The organism is Novosphingobium sp. MBES04 (assembly GCF_000813185.1).
GTDB lineage: Bacteria > Pseudomonadota > Alphaproteobacteria > Sphingomonadales > Sphingomonadaceae > Novosphingobium > Novosphingobium decolorationis.
In genome coordinates this window covers 1,496,922-1,515,935 of record NZ_DF850489.1, presented here as the reverse complement: position 1 = coordinate 1,515,935, position 19,014 = coordinate 1,496,922, and the positions used below count along the sequence as shown (strand labels likewise).

At 65.3% G+C, this 19,014-nt stretch carries 21 protein-coding genes, 1 tRNA gene and 1 pseudogene; 18 read left to right on the top strand and 5 right to left on the bottom strand.

Annotated features, from left to right (window positions below; translation table 11 throughout):
* Window positions 1-122: 122 nt before the first annotated feature.
* The gene (locus tag MBENS4_RS20560) at window positions 123-956 is read right to left on the bottom strand and encodes a hypothetical protein (protein WP_039394250.1); all 834 of its coding nucleotides are present in this window, start codon (window positions 954-956) and stop codon (window positions 123-125) included.
* A gap of 34 nt (window positions 957-990) precedes the next feature.
* Window positions 991-1,779 carry a TrmH family RNA methyltransferase gene (locus MBENS4_RS20555; protein WP_039394246.1) on the bottom strand — a complete coding sequence of 263 codons (789 nt, stop codon included), beginning with the start codon at window positions 1,777-1,779 and terminating at the stop codon, window positions 991-993.
* Between the two features lie 175 nt (window positions 1,780-1,954).
* On the opposite strand from MBENS4_RS20555, the gene MBENS4_RS20550 reads away from it, so the two are divergent.
* From MBENS4_RS20550 to pssA, 3 genes are all read left to right on the top strand, one after another.
* Window positions 1,955-2,040: transfer RNA gene (locus MBENS4_RS20550), tRNA-Tyr, on the top strand.
* Window positions 2,041-2,280: 240 nt separating this feature from the next.
* Window positions 2,281-3,030 (top strand): phosphatidylserine decarboxylase, encoded by a 750-nt coding sequence (locus tag MBENS4_RS20545; protein ID WP_039394244.1) that lies wholly within the window; start codon window positions 2,281-2,283, stop codon window positions 3,028-3,030.
* Window positions 3,031-3,113: 83 nt separating this feature from the next.
* Window positions 3,114-3,902, top strand: coding sequence for a CDP-diacylglycerol--serine O-phosphatidyltransferase (gene pssA / locus MBENS4_RS20540; RefSeq protein WP_084592310.1), 789 nt, complete (start codon window positions 3,114-3,116; stop codon window positions 3,900-3,902).
* Here pssA and MBENS4_RS25570 read toward each other — a convergent pair.
* Window positions 3,829-4,101: a hypothetical protein gene (locus MBENS4_RS25570; RefSeq protein WP_144401017.1), complete on the bottom strand. Its 273-nt coding sequence runs from the start codon at window positions 4,099-4,101 to the stop codon at window positions 3,829-3,831. The genes pssA and MBENS4_RS25570 overlap by 74 nt on opposite strands.
* 218 nt (window positions 4,102-4,319) lie before the next feature.
* On the opposite strand from MBENS4_RS25570, the gene MBENS4_RS20535 reads away from it, so the two are divergent.
* From MBENS4_RS20535 to MBENS4_RS20520, 4 genes are all read left to right on the top strand, one after another.
* Window positions 4,320-4,793, top strand: a complete 474-nt coding sequence (locus MBENS4_RS20535) for a hypothetical protein (protein ID WP_039394241.1) — start codon at window positions 4,320-4,322, stop codon at window positions 4,791-4,793.
* 220 nt (window positions 4,794-5,013) lie between these two features.
* Window positions 5,014-5,769: a 30S ribosomal protein S2 gene (rpsB, locus tag MBENS4_RS20530; protein ID WP_039394238.1), complete on the top strand. Its 756-nt coding sequence runs from the start codon at window positions 5,014-5,016 to the stop codon at window positions 5,767-5,769.
* 121 nt (window positions 5,770-5,890) lie between these two features.
* Window positions 5,891-6,817 (top strand): translation elongation factor Ts, encoded by a 927-nt coding sequence (gene tsf, locus MBENS4_RS20525; protein WP_039394235.1) that lies wholly within the window; start codon window positions 5,891-5,893, stop codon window positions 6,815-6,817.
* A gap of 194 nt (window positions 6,818-7,011) precedes the next feature.
* Window positions 7,012-7,587 carry a hypothetical protein gene (locus MBENS4_RS20520; RefSeq protein WP_039394233.1) on the top strand — a complete coding sequence of 192 codons (576 nt, stop codon included), beginning with the start codon at window positions 7,012-7,014 and terminating at the stop codon, window positions 7,585-7,587.
* On the opposite strand, the gene MBENS4_RS20515 is transcribed toward MBENS4_RS20520, so the two are convergent.
* On the bottom strand, window positions 7,588-8,196 hold the full coding sequence (locus MBENS4_RS20515) for an NAD(P)-dependent oxidoreductase (RefSeq protein WP_039394230.1): 609 nt from the start codon (window positions 8,194-8,196) through the stop codon (window positions 7,588-7,590).
* A 110-nt stretch (window positions 8,197-8,306) separates the two neighbouring features.
* Here MBENS4_RS20515 and MBENS4_RS20510 point away from each other — a divergent pair, with 110 nt between their 5' ends.
* From MBENS4_RS20510 to rpmE, 11 genes and pseudogenes are all read left to right on the top strand, one after another.
* Entirely contained in the window at window positions 8,307-8,687 is a 381-nt protein-coding gene (locus tag MBENS4_RS20510) for a winged helix-turn-helix transcriptional regulator (RefSeq protein WP_039395668.1), read from the top strand.
* A gap of 110 nt (window positions 8,688-8,797) precedes the next feature.
* The gene (gene pyrH / locus MBENS4_RS20505; protein ID WP_039394228.1) at window positions 8,798-9,520 is read left to right on the top strand and encodes a UMP kinase; all 723 of its coding nucleotides are present in this window, start codon (window positions 8,798-8,800) and stop codon (window positions 9,518-9,520) included.
* 2 nt (window positions 9,521-9,522) lie between these two features.
* Window positions 9,523-10,080: a ribosome recycling factor gene (gene frr, locus MBENS4_RS20500; protein ID WP_039394225.1), complete on the top strand. Its 558-nt coding sequence runs from the start codon at window positions 9,523-9,525 to the stop codon at window positions 10,078-10,080.
* A 31-nt stretch (window positions 10,081-10,111) separates the two neighbouring features.
* Window positions 10,112-10,800 (top strand): annotated as a pseudogene (gene uppS / locus MBENS4_RS20495) (polyprenyl diphosphate synthase).
* Window positions 10,787-11,563, top strand: coding sequence for a phosphatidate cytidylyltransferase (locus tag MBENS4_RS20490; protein ID WP_039394222.1), 777 nt, complete (start codon window positions 10,787-10,789; stop codon window positions 11,561-11,563). Before uppS ends, MBENS4_RS20490 begins: the two are co-directional and overlap by 14 nt.
* An 8-nt stretch (window positions 11,564-11,571) precedes the next feature.
* Window positions 11,572-12,735, top strand: a complete 1,164-nt coding sequence (locus tag MBENS4_RS20485) for a 1-deoxy-D-xylulose-5-phosphate reductoisomerase (protein ID WP_039395664.1) — start codon at window positions 11,572-11,574, stop codon at window positions 12,733-12,735.
* Between the two features lie 37 nt (window positions 12,736-12,772).
* Complete coding sequence (gene rseP / locus MBENS4_RS20480; RefSeq protein ID WP_039394220.1) at window positions 12,773-14,146, top strand: RIP metalloprotease RseP; 1,374 nt, start codon at window positions 12,773-12,775, stop codon at window positions 14,144-14,146.
* A 156-nt stretch (window positions 14,147-14,302) separates the two neighbouring features.
* Window positions 14,303-16,957 carry an outer membrane protein assembly factor BamA gene (gene bamA / locus MBENS4_RS20475; protein WP_039394216.1) on the top strand — a complete coding sequence of 885 codons (2,655 nt, stop codon included), beginning with the start codon at window positions 14,303-14,305 and terminating at the stop codon, window positions 16,955-16,957.
* Complete coding sequence (locus MBENS4_RS20470) at window positions 16,957-17,643, top strand: OmpH family outer membrane protein (RefSeq protein ID WP_039394213.1); 687 nt, start codon at window positions 16,957-16,959, stop codon at window positions 17,641-17,643. Before bamA ends, MBENS4_RS20470 begins: the two co-directional genes overlap by 1 nt.
* Window positions 17,644-17,667: 24 nt before the next feature.
* Complete coding sequence (fabZ, locus tag MBENS4_RS20465) at window positions 17,668-18,120, top strand: 3-hydroxyacyl-ACP dehydratase FabZ (protein WP_039394211.1); 453 nt, start codon at window positions 17,668-17,670, stop codon at window positions 18,118-18,120.
* A gap of 133 nt (window positions 18,121-18,253) precedes the next feature.
* Window positions 18,254-18,481, top strand: coding sequence for a 50S ribosomal protein L31 (rpmE, locus tag MBENS4_RS20460; protein WP_039394209.1), 228 nt, complete (start codon window positions 18,254-18,256; stop codon window positions 18,479-18,481).
* A gap of 92 nt (window positions 18,482-18,573) precedes the next feature.
* Here rpmE and MBENS4_RS20455 read toward each other — a convergent pair whose 3' ends face one another.
* On the bottom strand, window positions 18,574-19,014 hold the full coding sequence (locus MBENS4_RS20455; protein ID WP_039394206.1) for a PilZ domain-containing protein: 441 nt from the start codon (window positions 19,012-19,014) through the stop codon (window positions 18,574-18,576).

The window sequence follows — 19,014 nt, the reverse complement described above, 5'->3', positions numbered from 1 at the left end:
AAAACGCCGCTTTCCCCACGTGCGGAAAGCGGCGTTTTTTTTGTGGGCGTCTGCTGTGAGGGGGCCGGAAAAGAGGAGGCTGTCAGGGGCGACACCGGTGGCGCCGCCCCTGAGCGCTGCCCTCAGGGCTCCAGTTGCAGGAGCGCGGTCGGGGCGGCCGGGATACGCGGATTGACCGCCCAGGTCAGCACCTGCATCGCGCCGTCGGTGGTCGGACCCTCGTCGGTGTTGTTGGCGAGGATCTTGCCATCGGTGTGGATGGTGAAGGTGCCATCGGCCAGTTCCGCCGGGCCACCGTCCTTGGACGGGCCGGACAGATTGCCTGGGATCAGGCCCGCTGCCGGCGAACTCGTGGCATCGGGGCCGAAGGTCGGCGCGTTGATGCGTACCGCGCCATCCTTGCGCGGAGTGATCTGCACGAAGGCGTTGGCCATCGGGAAGCCTTCGAAGGTCGGGAAGACGAAATCGTGGTCGAGGCGGCCCGAGACGGCGTAGTCGACGTCGAACACGCCGCCGCCCTTGTACGCCACCTTGTTCCAGCCCTGGCGGCGGCTCAGCTTGCGGGCTAGTTCATGGCCCGCTTCGGGATCGCTCGGGTCGATACCGCCCAGAAGCGCACGCGCCGCGTCGGCATTCGAACCCTTCTTGGCAGCCCAATCCTCCTTCTGCTGGGCGATCTCATCTTCGGTGCAGGTTCGCTCCTCGAAGCTGTCCTCGTCGTAGCAGTCCTCGGGCTCGAAGGGTTGCGCGGCCTTGTCGGCCTCTTCCTTCAGCGGGATCATGATGAGTTCGCCTGTGTAGCGGAAGGCGAAGCTGTGGTCCGCGTTGACATCGAGGCGCGAGGAGAAGCGCCCCGGGGCAAAGAAGCACGCGGCGACGAGGAGGGCGGCGGCGCCCGCGGTCAAGACCGCGAGCGCACGACGTGCCTGATCGGCACGCGGGAAGGGGAGGTGCATGACGAACGTCTCCGATGCGTGTTGGCCGGGCGCCTCAGCGCGTCGCGGCCGCGTAGAGAGCGATCGCGCCCGCATTGCTGACGTTGAGGCTTTCCATGTCCGAGGAGATCGGCAGCTTGGCGATCGCATCGCAGTGCTGGACGATGTTGTGGCGCATGCCATCACCCTCAGCACCCAGAACGAGGCAGACGGGGCCCGCAGGCAGGGCCTCGGCCAGCGTCGATTCGGCTTCGCCATCGAGGCCAATGCGCCAGTAGCCCGCTTCGGCGATCTCTTCGAGCGCGCGCGCGAGGTTCACGACCCGGATCCACGGCACGATTTCGAGCGCGCCCGAGGCCGATTTTGCCAGCGTTCCCGATTCGGGGGGCGCGTGGCGGTCCTGGGTGACGATGCAGCAGGCATTGAAGGCGGCCGCCGAACGCAGGATCGCGCCGACGTTATGCGGATCGGTCACCTGGTCGAGGACGAGCACCGGGCGCGCGGGATCGTTGTCGAGGACGTCTGAGAGGAAAAAATCGTCGAGCGGCTCGCATTCCAGGACGAGGCCCTGGTGGGGGGCATCGCGTGCAACGAGTCGGGCAAGGTCGGGTGCCTCGGCCCATTCGACGGTGAAATCGACGGGCAATTCGCCATCAAGTGATTCGACGCCTTCGCGAGTCGCCCAAAGTTTGCGGTGCTGGCGATTCGGATTCTTGAGCGCCGCCTCAACCGCATGGCGACCCCACAGGCGGACCATGCCGCTGCTCGCGCGCCCCGATCCCCGGCCGTTTTTCATGCGTCCGGCCCGGCCGCGCAGGGCTTTCCCCTGTCCGCGCTTGCTCATCTCGTGTGATCCTTTTTTCAAAAAAATTCAAATTATGTGCCGCTCCTGCCATTCGACCCATTGACAGGCAAGGCCGAGTTCGGCATTGGGCCGGTCCTCGGCAACGGGGGCGGCACTAAACGCTCTCGACCAACGAGATGATCCGAAAGGAAAATCTCAGCCAGATGACTGGTGTGGACAGGTGGCCGAGTGGTTAAAGGCAGCAGACTGTAAATCTGCCCGCGCAAGCGTACGTTGGTTCGAATCCAGCCCTGTCCACCACCAGCCCTTCTCTCGAAATCGCGATGACGAAGGGATCCGCCAAGGCGGATCGGGTGGCGGCTGAACCCATGGCGCGGATGCCTTTATCAGCCCATTCTTCCAGATGAGTACGGCTTGCCAGCGGCAGGGGCCCAGGAACGGTTGTCCCTGGAGTGCAAGACACAGCTTTGCGCACGCTTTGCGGAACTTCCCGCGCGTGGCGGCATTGCGGTCTTGAACGCCACTCACTAGAGGAAACCGATGTCCTCAGATATTCTCGATAATCAGGGTCGTGGCGATGCCTCGTGGCAATGGCCGGCCATTCATCCCGAAGGGCGCAAGTTCGGCGCCATTGCCGGTGTCCTGGCGCTGGGCGTCTGGGTCCTGTTCGGACCCTGGTTCGGATGGCCGCTCGCCGTCCTGACCTTGTGCGTGCTCGCCTTCTTCCGCGATCCGCTGCGCGTGACGCCGCAGGATGAGCGCGCGATTGTTGCGCCGGCCGACGGCCTGGTGACGCTGATCCAGAAGGTCCCGCCGCCGCGCGAGCTGACCGTTGACGATGGCAGCGGCATGCCGCCGCTCTCCGACGCGCCGCTCACGCGCGTCTCGATCTTCATGAGTGTCTTCGACGTCCACATCAACCGCGCACCGATTGGCGGCACCGTCCGCCGCGTCATCTACATCCCCGGCAAGTTCGTGAACGCTGACCTCGACAAGGCGAGCGAAGAAAACGAGCGTCAGCACATTCTCATCGAGCGCGGTGACGGTCAGCAGGTCTGCTTCACCCAGATCGCGGGGCTTGTCGCACGCCGCATCGTGCCGTTCGTGAAGCCCGGCGACATCATCGCCGCAGGCCAGCGCATTGGCCTTATCCGCTTCGGCAGCCGTGTCGACGTGTACCTTCCCGCCGGAACCGAGCCCAAGGTGCTCATGGGCCAGCGTATCGTCGCGGGTGAGACCGTGCTTGGCGAAATTGGTGCCGCCCCCATGATCGAGGGCATCTGCCAGTGAGCGAGGACGCGATTCCCCAGGCCGCCGCGCCCTCGGACGACACGCCGGGCCCGGACGGGGCTTCGGAATCGCGTGCCCGGCGCATGGCGCGCGGCCTTTCGCTGCGCGCGCTTGTGCCCAATGCCATTACCGCCGCGGCGCTCTGCTCGGGCCTGACCGGCATCCGTTTTGCCATTGCCGGGGATTTCGAAAAGTCGGTCCAGGCCGTCCTTCTGGCGGGCGTCCTCGATGGTATCGATGGCCGCGCGGCGCGCCTGCTCAAGGCGCAGTCGCGCTTCGGTGCGGAACTGGACAGCCTGGCCGACGCCATTTCGTTTGGTGTCGCGCCTGCGCTGATCGTCTATCTCTGGTCGCTTCATGCGCTGCCCAGCCTGGGCTGGATGGCGGCGCTGGCCTTTGCGATCTGCTGTGTGCTGCGACTTGCGCGTTTCAATGCGCGTCTTGATCTCGATGATCAGCCGCACAAGGCGGCAGGCTTCCTGACCGGCGTCCCGGCGCCGCTTGGGGCCGTGCTCGGCTTCCTGCCGCTGTGCCTGTGGATCGCGAGCGGAGAGCGCGACTTTGCCAATCCCATCGGCGTCAGCGTGTGGATGGTGCTGGCCGCCTTCCTGATGATCTCGAATATTCCCACGCTCAGCTGGTCGCGCCTGCGTCCCGCGCCGGGCGTGCGTCTTTTCGTCCTGGCCCTGGTCGGGTTGGTGATGGCAGCGCTCCTGGTCGAGCCCTGGCCCACGCTGGCGGTGCTCACCATCGGCTATCTGGCGCTGCTGCCTTATGGCCTGTTCGTTTACGCCAAGGTCAGGCGGCAAGGTCCATTGGCCGTGCCGGAGCCGGAACTCGACGAGCTTGACGAACCGCTTGGCCCATCGTGACAACGCGCCCGCGCTGCGTGTCGCCGTGCGGGGAAGGGCGTTCGATCACGGACCAGGACACGGTCAGCGTGGTGCTGCAGGCCTGAAGCTGGCGTGACAGGCCACGCGCGGCCGCTGCGTACTCCAGCAGCGTTTTTCCGATCACCCATAGAGAGACAAGGCCGGCGAGGGCGAAGAGGCTGGCGGCAAAGGCTGTCATGACCGTTTCCTTTCTCGCGCCCCGCAGCTGTGCGTGCGGGCTGTGGATGACTTGTGGAAAACGCGAATCTGTTCTATCAATGTTCCAGTGGTGTTCTTGTTCTATTTTTGTTCCCGTTGTGTCAAGCGGGAATTTGACGAGAGGGGCGCGATGTGTGCAGGGCGCTTCCTTGAAGGGCGTCGCGCCGCTGCGCCTTCATCCGCTTAGTTAGGGTTCCCATGGTTGCCGACGGTTTGCCTCATCGCCTCATCACGCTCGACGGACTGTCGCAGTGGTGCGCGCTCAACGCCTTCACCGTGGAGGAGATCGGCGCGGACGAGGTGTTCCTGACCGATCAGACCACCGGGAGCGCCTGGTCCTTGTTCCGTGTGGAGGACTGGCTCCAGTTGAAGGGGCTCGTTCTCGAGGATGTCGAGCCCGAACTGCCGATGTGCCTGACGCTCGCCCGTCTGCACGACCGGCTGTTGGGTTGCCGCTTCTCCATCGATCAGCAGCACGGTGTCGTGATCGTCGCCGACTTTGCCCGCGCGGCGCAGTCGATGGAGGCGATCGGAGAGACGCTGCTGCAGATGCAGTCGATCATCGACCAGACCGTGGGGCTCCTTGAGGATGTCGTCGAGAGCGATGTCGCGGCCGACGAGTTTGCGATCGACCGCGCGTTCGGTGTCACGGGCTCGCTGCGGGTTCACTGAACGGGCTTTGGGTGCACTGTTCGCATGCAGGTTCTGCATCCGGCCTTGCATCGCGGGGCGGATAGGTCTAAGGGCCGCCGCGTCCACTGATATGGATTCCTGAATTCGCAGGTTCCGATCAAGGGCGAATCCACATGGAAAGCGCACATACCGGTGCCGCAGCGGGTCTGATCCCCACGGTTCCAGCTTTCCAGAGGTACAACCGGAAAGGAATTTCTCTATGGCGGCTCCTACCGTCACGATGCAGCAGCTCATCGAAGCTGGCGCCCACTTCGGCCACCAGACCCACCGCTGGAACCCGCGCATGAAGCCGTACATCTTCGGCGCGCGCAATGGCATCCACATCATCGATCTGTCGCAGACCGTGCCCCTGATGGCCCGCGCTCTCGACTTCGTCTCGGCCACCGTGCAGGCCGGCGGCAAGGTGCTCTTCGTTGGCACCAAGCGCCAGGCTCAGGAGCCGATCGCCCAGGCTGCGCGCGCCTGCGGTCAGCACTTCGTCAACCACCGCTGGCTGGGCGGCATGCTCACCAACTGGAAGACCATCTCGCAGTCGATCAAGCGCTTCAAGGCGCTCGAAGAGCAGCTCGCTGGCGACACCCACGGCCTCACCAAGAAGGAAATCCTTCAGCTCACCCGTGAGCGCGACAAGCTTGAGCTCTCGCTCGGCGGTATCCGCGACATGGGCGGCATCCCGGACGTGATGTTCGTGATCGACGCCAACAAGGAAGAGCTGGCCATCAAGGAAGCCAACGTCCTTGGCATTCCGGTTGTTGCCGTGCTCGACACCAACGTCAACCCGCAGGGCATCGCCTTCCCGATCCCGGGCAACGACGACGCCAGCCGCGCTGTGCGCCTGTACTGTGACGCCATGGCGCAGGCCGCGACCAAGGGCGGCCAGGACGCTCTGGCCGACAGCGGTGTCGACATGGGCGCCATGGACGAGCCCGCCGCGGAAGTCGCTGTCGAGGCCTGATAGCCCGGCGACGGACGACACTTTCGTCATGGAATTGTCGCGCGCCGGGTCCATGGGGCTCGGCGCGCACCTGTATTCAAGGCCGGTGATCCGGTCTGTACCAAACAAGAGGATTTGAGCGATGGCTGCATACACCGCCGCAGACGTGAAGACCCTGCGCGAGCGCTCGGGCGCCGGCATGATGGATTGCAAGAAGGCCCTCGACGAAACCAACGGCGACATCGAAGCCGCGGTTGACGCGCTGCGCGCCAAGGGCCTGGCGGCTGCCGCCAAGAAGTCGAGCCGCACCGCGGCCGAAGGTCTCGTCGGCGTTGCCGTCGAAGGCACCAAGGGCGTTGCCGTCGAAGTGAACTCGGAAACCGACTTCGTTGCCAAGAACGACCAGTTCCAGGACTTCGTGCGCAAGGCCACCGAAGTGGCTCTGGGTGTTGCGGGCGACGACATCGAGGCGCTCAAGGCTGCGGCCTACCCGGGCGGCGGCACCGTTGCCGACACGCTGACCAACAACGTGGCCACCATCGGCGAGAACCAGCAGGTTCGCCGCATGAAGACCGTGTCGGTCAAGCAGGGCGTCGTGGTTCCCTATATGCACAACGCGGCTGCGCCGAACCTCGGCAAGATCGGCGTTCTCGTGGCTCTCGAATCGGAAGCTCCGGCTGACGTTCTCGAAGGTCTGGGCAAGCAGATCGCGATGCACATCGCGGCCGCTTTCCCGCTCGCGCTGACCGCAGACGACCTCGACGCCGAGCTGATCGCGCGTGAGCGCAAGATCGCCGAGGAAAAGGCCGCCGAATCGGGCAAGCCCGAAGCCGTCCAGGCCAAGATGGTCGACGGCGCGATCGCGAAGTATGCCAAGGAGAACGCTCTCCTGTCGCAGGTCTTCGTGATGGACAACAAGACGCCGATCCTTGAAGTCGTCAACGCGGCGGGCAAGGAAGCGGGCGCCAAGATCGAGCTCGTGGACTTCGTGCGCTACCAGCTGGGCGAAGGCATCGAGAAGGAAGTTTCGGACTTCGCCGCCGAAGTGGCCGCTGCCGCTGGCGTCTGATCCTTTCGCGATTACGCACATTTGAAAAGGCCGCAGAAGCAATCGCTTCTGCGGCCTTTTTCATGTCCAAAATAGGGCGTGTGGCGGACTTGATCTGCACTCGGGATAGTGCAGGATCCGGGCCATCGGAGTGGACTGGGAAGAGGGGTTGGCATGTGCTGATGCGACGTCGTGTGATGATGGGAGTGGCCGCTATGGCCTTCGCCAGTCAGGGGCCCACGCAGGCGGCCGCTGCGGACCAGGAAGGGGCGGGCACGCTCGAGAAGCGCGCGGCACTGGCGGATGGACTGGCGGGCGCCTTGAAGGCTTGTCGGCTCTGGGTGCTGCACCCGGACACCTGGGCGGCGGGCCCGGAACCTTTCCTCAAGGACGTGGGGCTTGGGGATGCGATGGGGCAGGTCCGCTCTATCGCCGAGGTCAATCAGCCGCCTGAGGCCTGGCGCGAAGGCAACGTCTATTGGCGGATCAACGCGACACTGGATGCAGGGTACGTTCTTGTCGTCTCGCACCGGATGCCGATCTGCCAGGTGACAGGCGGCGGGGATGCGGACCTGCAGCCCACCGTCGGAGAGGTCCTGGCGTCGCCGGAATTTGCAGAGGCCTGGCGCGAGGTCGATGAGGCGACGCGCGGCGACATGGTCTTGACCACTTTCGTCAGCCGCGAGGAACCGGATTTCACGATGGTGCTGAGCCGGGCGACTGCACCCGGTGCGCGGCGCGACCGGGTGCAGGTGATCGCCTCGGCCAGCTTCGCGCCAGCGGGCGAGTGATCAGTACGCGGCGGTGAAGCGCGCGCGGCTGTGCTCGTGGGCTTCGAGTTCGTCGACCATGGCGAGCGCGAAGTCGGCGAAGCTGATCTTGCTCTCGCCATTGGCATCGACGACGAGATCGTCACCGCCCTTGCGGTAGTGGCCCTGGCGCTCGCCTTCGAAGATGATCATGGCGGGCGAGAAGAACGTCCAATCGATATCGTCGGTGGCCTTGAGGTCATCGAGGAAGGCGATGCCGGCAAGGGCGGCGGGCTTCCAGTCGGCCGGGAATTCCGGGTTGTCGATCAGGCGTGCGCCATCCGCGCCCTTGAGGCTGGCCGCACCGCCGGTCACCAGGAAGCGCGTGACACCCGCTTCGCGCAGCGCTGCGAGCAGGATCTCGGCCTTGATCGTGTGGTGCAGGGCGCTGATGACTGCGTCGCTGCCCGCGATCAGCTTGGCAAGCTGCGCGGCGTCGCCGGCATCGCCCTTGGTCGGCACGATGCCGGCGGCTGCGGGGATGGCTTCGGGGTGGCGGGCGATGGCGATGACCTCATGGCCGCGAGCCGCCGCTTCCCTGGCGATCTCCGAACCGGCGTGGCCACTGGCGCCCAGGACTGCAATCTTCATGGTGTAACTCCTAATGTGGTATCTAGTGGTGACTAGGTGTGATATCCCTAGCGCTTATGCAAGAAGGCACTTTTTCCGCACCCGGTCACTCCGAGGTAACCGCCAGCCCTGTGGCCTCCCGTCCCGCGCCTGACGTGTTTGCGGCGGCCTGTCCGACGCGCCAGCTGCTCGACCGCGTGGCCGACAAGTGGAGCGTGCTGATCCTTACGACGCTGGGCGCCGAGGAAATGCGCTTCAACGCGCTGCGACGCCGGATCGAGGGGATCTCGCAGAAGATGCTGAGCCAGACCCTGCGCACGCTCGAGCGCGACGGCCTGGTGGAGCGGCGCGTGGTGGCCAGCATCCCGGTTCGGGTCAGCTACGTGATCACACCGCTCGGCGCGGAACTGCTGAGCGCGCTTCAGGCGATGATCGACTGGGCTGAGCAGCGCATGGGTGCGGTAGCCGCCGCACAGGCCGCTTTCGACCGGCGTCTTGCTTCGGTCAGCTAAGCTCACGTATCGCGAAGTATACGGCGGGAAATCTAAAGCCGCGCCCTTGGCAATGCGCGTGCGCGCTCCTAAAGCCCAACGGCCCCCCAAATTCAGGAGACCGTGCGGCGATGAGTTCCTCCCCCTACAAACGCGTTCTGCTCAAGCTTTCGGGTGAAGTTCTCATGGGTAGTCAGCCGTTCGGCATCGACCCTGAGTTCGTTGCCGAGATGGCCAAGGAAGTGAAGGCCGCGAAGGACACCGGGCTGGAAATCTGCCTCGTGATCGGCGGTGGCAACATCTTCCGCGGCATGGCTGGCGCGGCCAAGGGCATGGACCGTGCCCAGGCCGACTACATGGGCATGCTCGCGACGGTGATGAACGCGCTCGCGATGCAGAACGCGCTGGAGCAGCTGGGCGTGCCGACCCGCGTGCAGTCCGCCATCGAGATGGACAAGGTCTGCGAGCCGGTGATCCGCCGCCGCGCCGAACGCCACCTGGAAAAGGGCCGCGTCGTGATCTTCGCAGCGGGCGTGGGGGCGCCTTATTTCACCACCGATTCGGGTGCGGCCCTGCGCGCCGCCGAGATGAAGTGCGACGCGCTGCTCAAGGGCACCAGCGTCGATGGCGTCTATGACAGCGATCCCAAGACCAACCCGACGGCCACGCGCTATGCGACCGTCGATTTCGACACCGTCCTGGCCGACAACCTGAAGGTCATGGACGCTTCCGCCGTGGCGCTGTGCCGCGACAACGCGATTCCGATCGTCGTCTTCTCGATCCGCGAGCAGGGCAATCTCGCCGCTGTTCTGGCGGGAGAGGGCACCAAGACGATCGTGCAGAAAGGAGCCTGACGATGGCCAAGTACGACAAGGACGATCTCGAACGCCGCATGGCGGGTGCCGTGGAATCGCTGAAGGGCGATCTGACGGGTCTGCGCACGGGCCGCGCCAGCACCCAGCTGCTCGATCCCGTGGTGGTTGAAGTCTACGGCTCGAAGATGCCGCTGGTGCAGGTCGCGACCGTCTCGGTTCCCGAGCCGCGCCTGATCTCGGTGCAGGTCTGGGACAAGTCGAATGTCGGTCCCGTCGAGAAGGCGATCCGCTCGGCAGGTCTTGGCCTCAACCCGATCAATGACGGTGCCACGCTGCGTCTCCCGATCCCTGATCTTACCGAAGAGCGCCGCAAGGAGCTCGCCAAGATCGCGGGCCAGTATGCGGAAAAGGCCAAGGTCGCGATCCGCAACGTGCGCCGCGACGGCATGGAAGCGCTCAAGGCCGACGAGAACAAGAAGGAAATCTCCGAGGATGACCGCAAGCGCGCCGAGGCCGAGGTGCAGAAGCTGACCGACGAGCAGATCAAGGCCGTCGATGAGGCGTTCGGTGCCAAGGAAAAGGAAATCCTCGGCAAGTGAGGCAAGACCTGTTCGTGCGGAAGGGGGCCTGATGGGAGCCGGCGAACCTGTTGGCGTGCGTCACGTCCCATCATCATGGATGGCAATGGACGCTGGGCGAAGAAGCGTCTGCTTCCGCGCGCGATGGGGCACCAGCGCGGCGTGGAGGCGGTGCGCCGCGTGGTGCGCGGCGCGCGGGAACTGGGCCTGGAGGCCCTGACCCTCTACGCCTTCTCGACCGAGAACTGGCGCCGTCCCGAGGAAGAGGTCTCCGACCTCATGGGGCTGATGAAGCGCTTCATCCTCTCCGACCTCGACGAGTTCGCGCAAGCGGGCGTGCGTCTCAAGATCATTGGCGACTACTCGGCGTTCAAGCCTGACGTGGTCGAGCTGATCGACGGGGCCATCGCGCGCACCGCGTCCAATACCGGCACGACGCTGGCTGTCGCGCTGAACTACGGCGCGCAGGACGAGATCGCGCGCGCGGCGACCAAGGCGGCCGCCAAGGGTCCGATCACGCCCGAGACGATCTCGGCCGAGCTGGATACGGCCGGCATGCCGCCGCTTGATCTCATGATCCGGACCTCGGGCGAGGTACGCCTGTCGAACTTCCTCCTGTGGCAGTGCGCCTACGCGGAACTCTATTTCACCGACGTGCTCTGGCCCGATTTCACGCTGGACCACCTGCGTGAGGCGCTCCAGTGCTTCTCGGGCCGGGAGAGACGTTATGGCGGGCGCTGATCGCAAGGCGAAGGGCAGTTCGGACCTCGGTGTCCGGGCGGTCTCGGCCGTGGTCATGCTGGCGGTGGCCGGAACGGCGGTCTGGGCGGGCGGCGTGCTGTGGATGGCCTTCGTCTGCGCGGTCGCGGTCGGCGTGCTCTACGAATGGGTGCGCATGGCGCGCCGGGGCACGCAGGACCCGATGCAGCGCGGCCTGTGGAATTTCGCAGGTATGTTCTACGTTGGCGTGGGGGCGGCCATGCTGCTGTTCCTGCGCAACCCGGCCTTTACGCTCGCTCCGCTGCTGACGGTCATGCTTTCGGTCATCGCGGTCGATGTCGGGGCCTATTTTGCGGGCCGGACGTTCGGTGGACCCAAGATCGCGCCGGCCATCAGCCCGTCCAAGACCTGGTCGGGGCTCATTGGTGGCTGCGTGGGCGCAACGCTGGTCCTGTTCGGGGCGGTGATGCTCTGGCAGGGCGGGCGCATCACGACAACGCCGGTTGGCCCGGCTGGTGGAGCGCAGGCGTGCCTGGGCTCGAGCGGGGACTGCTGGTACCTGACGGCGAGCCCCGTCGCGGTCTTTGCCCAGTGCCTCCTCTTCGGCATCCTGCTCGCCGTCTGCGCGCAGACGGGCGATTTCCTGGAAAGCTGGATGAAGCGCCGGGCAGGGCTCAAGGATTCGGGCAATCTCATTCCGGGCCACGGAGGGTTTCTCGACCGCGTCGACGGCCTTCTGGCCGTGCTCTTCGTGCTTGCCCTCATGATCCTCTTTCAGCCATGATCGGCGCAATGACGCAGAACCCGCGGACCATCTCCATTCTCGGAGCGACCGGCTCCATCGGCAGCTCCACGCTCGATCTCGTGCGGCGCAATCCGCAGGACTGGCGCGTGTGCGCGCTGACCGCGAACGGCAACGTCGAGGCGCTGGCGAAGCTGGCGCGTGAGTTCTCGGCCGAGATCGCTGTCGTCGCCGACGAGACCTGCCTTCCTGCGCTGCGCGAGGCGCTCGCCGGAACGGGCATCGAGGCGGCCGGCGGCGCGTCCGCGCTGGTCGAGGCCGCCGCGCGCGGTGCCGACATGACGATTGCCGCGATCGTGGGCTGTGCCGGGCTCGCCCCGACGATGGCCGCGATCGAGCAGGGCGGCCTCATCGGCCTTGCCAACAAGGAGGCGCTGGTCTCCGCTGGCCCCATCATGACGGCAGCCGTGGCAAAACATGGCGCAACGCTGCTCCCCGTCGACAGCGAGCACAACGCGATCTTCCAGTGCCTACAGGGCAACAAGGCCAGCCACGTCCGCGCGATCACGCTGACGGCGAGCGGCGGGCCTTTCCGCGAATGGTCGCAGGCCCAGCTCGAAGCAGCAACGCCCGCGCAGGCGGTCAAGCATCCCAACTGGTCGATGGGCGCCAAGATCAGCGTCGATTCGGCGACCATGTTCAACAAGGGCCTCGAACTGATCGAGGCGCACTACCTCTTCCCCGTTGGCCTCGATAAGCTGCGCATCGTCGTGCACCCGCAATCGGTCGTGCATTCGATGGTGGAGTACCGCGACGGCTCCACGCTGGCCCAGCTTGGGCCCTCGGACATGCGCGTGCCCATTGCCTCGGTCCTCGCCTGGCCCGAGCGGATGGAAACCCCGTGCGGTCCGCTCGATCTGGCGGCCATTGGCGAGCTGACTTTCCGTGCGCCCGACGAGGAGCGCTTTCCGGCTACCCGTCTCGCCCGCGAGGCGGCGCAGGCCGGGGGCGCCATTCCCGCGGTTCTCAACGCCGCGAACGAAGTCGCGGTCGACGCCTTCCTGCGCGGTCATATTGGGTTCACCCGGATTGCGGCAGACGTGGCGCACGTGCTGGAAAGCTATGCGCCCCCGCCGCCCGGCAGCCTCGATGACGTGCTCGCCGTCGATGCCGAGGCGCGTCGGCGCGCGCAGGGCCTGATGCCGTGTACATGACTGCCCGGCAGTCGATCGAGGGGAGGGGACAGGCCTGATGGGCGTCCTGACAACGGTTTTCGCATTTCTGCTCGTGCTGGGGCCCCTCGTGGTCATCCACGAGCTTGGCCACTATCTGGTCGGCCGTTTCTTCGGCGTGAAGGCCGATGCGTTCTCGGTCGGCTTCGGCAAGGAACTGGCCGGGTGGACCGACAGGCGCGGAACCCGCTGGAAGCTCTGCGCGCTCCCTCTGGGTGGCTACGTCCAGTTCGCAGGCGACATGAACCCGGCCAGCGCCTCGGATGCCGGGGCGAGCGAGGCTCCGGCCGAGCAGCGCGGGCAGATGTTCCAGTTCAAGCCGCTGTGGCAGCGTGCGCTGATCGTCTTTGCCGGCCCGCTCACTAATCTTCTCCTGTGTGTCGCGATCTTCGCGGCCTTCACGATGGCTTACGGCAACCGCGTGGTGGAACCGGTGATTGCCGACTTTGCCGAGAATTCGGTCGCGCAGGAGGCGGGCCTTCAGGTTGGCGACCGCATTACCTCGATCGCCGGCGAGACAGTGGGCGATGTCCAGGATCTGGAACGCTATATCCTGCTTCACCCGGAAGGGCGCGTTCCCGTAGGCGTCGAGCGCGAAGGGCGCGCCATGACCCTGCCGGTCGAGATTGCCACGCGCGAGATCGACGATGGGTTTGGCAAGACCGCCCGCATCGGTGATCTGGGTGTGTCGTTCGATCAGCCCATCGTCGCCGGATTCACTTCCGATTCTGCGGCCGAAGAGGCCGGTTTCGAAGTGGGTGACCGGATCGTGGGTATCGGGGGGCAGGAAGTCACCAGCTTCCACGATGTCATCGACCTGGTGCAGCCGCGCGCCGGGGACACGCTTCGCTTCACCGTCGAGCGCGAGGGGGCTGAACTGGAGCTGCCCGTCGCGGTGCGCTCGGCAAGCCGTCCGGGCGCGGATGGGGAGCAGGAGAATGTGGGCATGATCGGCGTCGAGGCGCGGGTCGGTCGGCTGGTGCCGGTCGGACCTGTCGCCGCGGTGGGGATCGGCTTTGCACGCAGCTTCGCCATGCTCGACGACATGGTGACCGGGCTTCGCCAGATCATCTTCGGCGAGCGGTCGGTCAAGGAGCTTGGCGGGCCGATCAAGATCGCCCAGGCCTCGGGCCAGCAATTCTCCCTTGGTTGGGAGAATTTCGTGGCTTTCGCGGCGTTTATCTCGATTAACTTGGCATTCATCAACCTCCTGCCAATCCCGGGGCTCGACGGAGGACATCTGGCTTTCTACGCGGCGGAGTGGGTTCGTCGCAAACCTCTCGATGGTCGCAGCCAGGAGTGGGCGATCCGCACGGGAGTGGTATTTCTTCTTGCGCTCATGGTGTTCGTTACGGTGAACGACATCGTCTCCCTGCCGATTTTCGGGGGATAGGGCCGGAATTTTACCGAGGATCACAATGTCGCCCGGTTTGGCTGCTTGATCGTCGCGGCTCCATCAGGCAGATGGCTGCGGACTTGCGCAGGTTTCGGTGCAGGCCTGCCGACTGTCATGGATCTCGCTGAGGCGCTTATCAGGAATTATCTTGGAATGATCGGAGTGGAAATGGTTCGCAGCACTGAGGCTCGCCGCTCGTCACACGTCGCGGCCGTGCTCCTTGGGACCACGATCCTGGCCGGTGTGCCCTCGGCCGCCTTTGCCCAGGACGCGGCCGCGCAGAGCGCTCCGACCGAGCCCGCCGCGCAGCCTGAAGCCGAGACGATCACCTCGCTGACCGTGCGCGGTGCCGAGCGTCTCGAGCAGCAGACGGTTCTTTCCTACGTGAAGCTGCGCATCGGCCAGCCTTACACCAAGGCGGCCGCCGACGGCGCGCTCAAGGATCTCTACGCGACCGAGCTGTTCAAGTCGGTCGAGGTGACCAACGAGAACGGCGCGGTGGTGATCGAGGTTCAGGAGAACCCGGTCGTCAACCGCATCATTCTTGAAGGCAACAAGCGCATCAAGAACGACAAGATCCTGCCCGAGATCAAGGTCTCGCCGCGCCAGATCTTCACCCGTTCCAAGGTCCGCGCCGACGTTGCCCGCATCATCGAGCTCTACAAGCGTCAGGGCCGTTATGCCGCGACGGTCGAGCCCAAGATGGTCATGCTCGACCAGAACCGCGTCGACATCGTCTTCGAGATCACCGAGGGCGACAAGTCCAAGGTCCGCCAGATCAACGTCATCGGCAACGAGGCTTTCTCGGATGGCGAACTGCGCTCGCAGATGGTGACCAAGCAGGCCCGCTTCTGGCGCCTGTTCTCCTCGGGGACCAGCTATGACCCGGACCGCATGGCCTTCGACCAGCAGAAGCTGCGCCAGTTCTACCTGACCGAAGGTTACGCCGACTTCCGCGTTGTCTCGGCCGTCGCCGAGCTGACGCCGGACAAGAAGGACTTCATCATCACCTACGTGGTGGAGGAAGGCGAGCGCTACAAGTTCGGCGATGTGAAGGTGGAAAGCCAGCTGCGCGACTTCTCCAGCGAGAAGATGTCCCAGAACCTGCCGATGAAGGCGGGCGACTGGTACAACGCCAAGCAGGTCGAGGACACAATCGAGAGCCTCAACAACACCGCCGGCGCCTTCGGTTATGCGTTTGCGGACGTGCGTCCGCAGTACGATCGCAACAAGGAAGACCTCACGATGGGTCTGACCTTCGTGATCCGCGAGGCACCGCGCGTCTACGTCGAGCGCATCGACATCAACGGCAACACGCTCACCCAGGACAAGGTCATCCGCCGCGAGTTCCGTCTCGCCGAGGGCGATGCCTTCAACTCGCTCCAGGTGCGCCGTTCGACCAACCGCATCAAGTCGCTCGGCTACTTCCAGGAGAAGTTCGAGGTCGAGCAGAAGCCGGGTGCGGCCGATGACCGCATCATCCTGGAAGCCAATGTGGAAGAGCGCCCGACCGGCGAACTTCAGCTTTCGGCCGGTTTCTCGAGCCTGGAAAGCTTCATCTTCCAGGCCTCGATCCGTCAGCGCAACTTCCGTGGCCGCGGCCAGACGGTGGGCCTGTCGGGCAGCTATTCGCGCTATTCGCGCTCGGTCCAGGCGAGCTTCGTCGAGCCCTACCTGTTCGACAAGAACGTTTCGCTCGGTGTCGACCTCTACCGCCGCGACTACAACAACTTCAACTTCCAGAACTCGAACCGCAACACCACCTACCAGCAGACCACGACCGGTTTCCAGGTGCGCGCGGGTGTTCCGGTCACCGAGTACATCACCGCGGTCGGGCGCTACACGCTCAACTACGACGACGTCTCGCTCTCGGAGAACCAGTTCTACTCGATCGGCGATACCGGTGAGCTCGAGTGCGATCCGCTGCGCGCGGGCCGCTACCTGTGCGATGCCATCGGCAAGCGCCTGAGTTCGATCGTCGGCTTCTCGCTGATCTACGACACGCTCGACAACCGCGTGCGTCCTTCGCGTGGTGAAACCGCGCAGGTCAGCATCGACGTGGCAGGCCTGGGCGGCGACGTGAAGTACGCGCGCCTGCGCGCGAATGCGGCGAAGTACTGGCCGCTGGGCGGTGGCTTCATCTTCTCGCTGCAGGGCGAGGGCGGCATCATCGAGCCCTACGGCGGCGATGACTACGTGCGCCTGACCGACCGCTTCTACCTCGGCAACCCGCAGATGCGCGGCTTTGCCGTGCGCGGTGTCGGTCCGCGCGTGATCCGCCAGTACTACGGTCCCGACGAGGACGGCAACTACACGGTGCCGGGCAACGATTCCGACGACGCGCTGGGCGGCAAGTACTACTACATGGCGCGTGCCGAAATGGAGATCCCGCTGGGATCGGGCGCGCGCGAGATGGGGCTTCGCCCCTCGGTCTTCGTCGATGCCGGCGCGGTCTGGGGCACGCGTCGCCCTGAACTCAGCGACTGCGGCGATGGCTGCTTCATCGGTCAGCGTGACCAGGACGGCAACCAGCTCTACAATGTGCTCGACGATGACGGCAACGTCGTGGGCACGAGCATCGATCAGATCGATCCGGACACCGGTGCGACCCGCAATCCGGCCGGCTCGACGAGTTATTTCACCGAGAACTATCTCGGCGACACCTGGCTGCCGCGCGTGGCCATCGGTGTCGGCGTGAACTGGAACTCGCCCTTCGGACCCTTCCGCATCGACATGTCGCACGTGCTCCTGAAGCGCGATGGCGACGACACCCGGGTCTTTTCATTCAACGTGGGAACGCAATTCTGATGAAAACTCTTCTCAAGTCCGCTGCGCTGGCTTCGACCCTGGCGCTTGCATCCGTCGCGCTTCCGGGCGTGGCCTCGGCCCAGTCGGGCACCGTGGTTCCCGGCATCGGCGTGGCCGACCTCGAGGGCATCGTCTTCAGCTCGGCGGCCAACCAGACCGCGCGTGAGCAGCGCCAGACCACCTACAAGGCGCAGATCGATCAGGCCAACAGCCGTCGCGCCGCGATCCAGGCCCAGCTTCAGCCGCTGATCCAGAAGTACCAGACCGACAGCCGCGCCGCGAACCCGAACGAGGCGTCGCTCCAGCAGCAGGCCCAGCAGATCCAGCAGATCCAGCAGCAGGGCCAGCAGGAACTGCAGCAGATCCTCGCGCCGGTCTCGCTCTCGGAAGCCTATGTCAACGAGCAGATCGAGGACAAGCTGAACGACGCGGTCAAGGCTGCGATGACCAAGAAGAAGGTCACCATCCTCCTCAACCCGCAGGCGATCCAGGCGATCACCGACGGTGCCTACTCGCTCAACCAGGACATCCTGGCCGAGCTCAACACCGCGATCCCGACCGCCCAGATCGTCCCGCCCGAGGGTTGGGAACCGCGCCAGGTGCGTGAAGCGCGCGCGCGTCAGCAGCAGGCCGGCCAGGCCCCGGCTCCGGCCGCTGGCAACACCGCGGCGCCCGCCGGCCGTTAATTTCCAGACGAAAGTACCTGTACGATGAGCGAACCGGGCGAACTGGTCTACGACATCCCGAAAATCCTCGAGGCGCTGCCGCATCGCTACCCGATGCTGCTCGTCGACCGGGTGGTCTCCTTCGATGAGGAGTCGATCCACGCGGTCAAGGCGGTGAGCTTCAACGAGGATTTCTTCCAGGGCCATTTCCCCGGCCGTCCGATCATGCCCGGTGTCCTCCAGATCGAGGCGCTGGCGCAGACGGCGGGTATCCTGGCCATCGAGACCCTGGGTCTCGCCGGTTCGGGCAAGCTCGTCTACTTCATGGCGATCGAGAACGCGAAGTTCCGCAATCCCGTGACGCCCGGGCACCTGCTCGACCTCAAGGTGAGCTTCGTCCAGAAGCGCGCGCGGGTCTGCAAGTTCACGGGCACGGCCTCGATTGACGGGAAGACGACCTGCGAGGTCAGCTTTACCGCGATGATCGCCGACGCGTGAGGGAAGGGGGCTTTCGGGCCCCTTTCGCCGCAGGTGGTGTGCCGGGACTTGCCATTGGGCCCGTTCCGATGTAAGCGCGCCGCTTTCCATGGCAGGCCGGTCGGAACCGGCCATATGCAAGAGAGATTACGACATGAAGGCCGATCTGCACCCCGACTACCACATGATCACCGTCCAGATGACCGACGGCACCACGTTCCAGACCCGCTCGACCTGGGGCAAGGAAGGTGACACGCTCGTTCTCGACGTCGATCCCACCACGCACCCGGCCTGGACCGGTGGTCAGCAGCGCGTCAACGAAGGCGGCCGCGTGGCACAGTTCAACAAGCGTTTCGGTGGTCTCTCGCTCAACAAGAAGTGAGACGACGGTTCATCCGAACCTTGTAGCGAAAAGGGCGGCCTTGCGGGGCCGCCCTTTTTCGTTGGGGCTGTGGAGGCGTGCGGGGCGTCGGGTCACGAATCGGGGGGCGCTTCGTCCGGTTGTAACGGCAGGGCCGGGTTCTCGCCCGTGTAGGAGCCCCCGCTGGTCGCGATAAGGCCTTGCCACAGGGTGTCGCTGCTGGGGATCGCGCGCTCGAACTGAAGGCCGGCCATGTCCGCATGGGTCCAGCGAACCACCGCGCCGTGGCCGCTGGTGAGGAAGGCCAGCCCCGCACCGCGGTGCAGGCTCAGGCACTGACCGATGCGCAGGTCCAGCCCCTCGGCGTGGACGCAGCAGCCGCTGGCCGATAGGTCGAGCAGCCAGGCTCTCCCGATGGGCACACCGTCCGTGCGCAGGAAGATCCGTTGTCGGATGGGGTGGCGCGTCTCGCGGCGGCGATCGTCGTGCGCGGCAGGCGTGGGCAGGGCCGTGGGGGCGGCGTGAGCGGGTGAAGCGGATTCGTAGCTGGACAC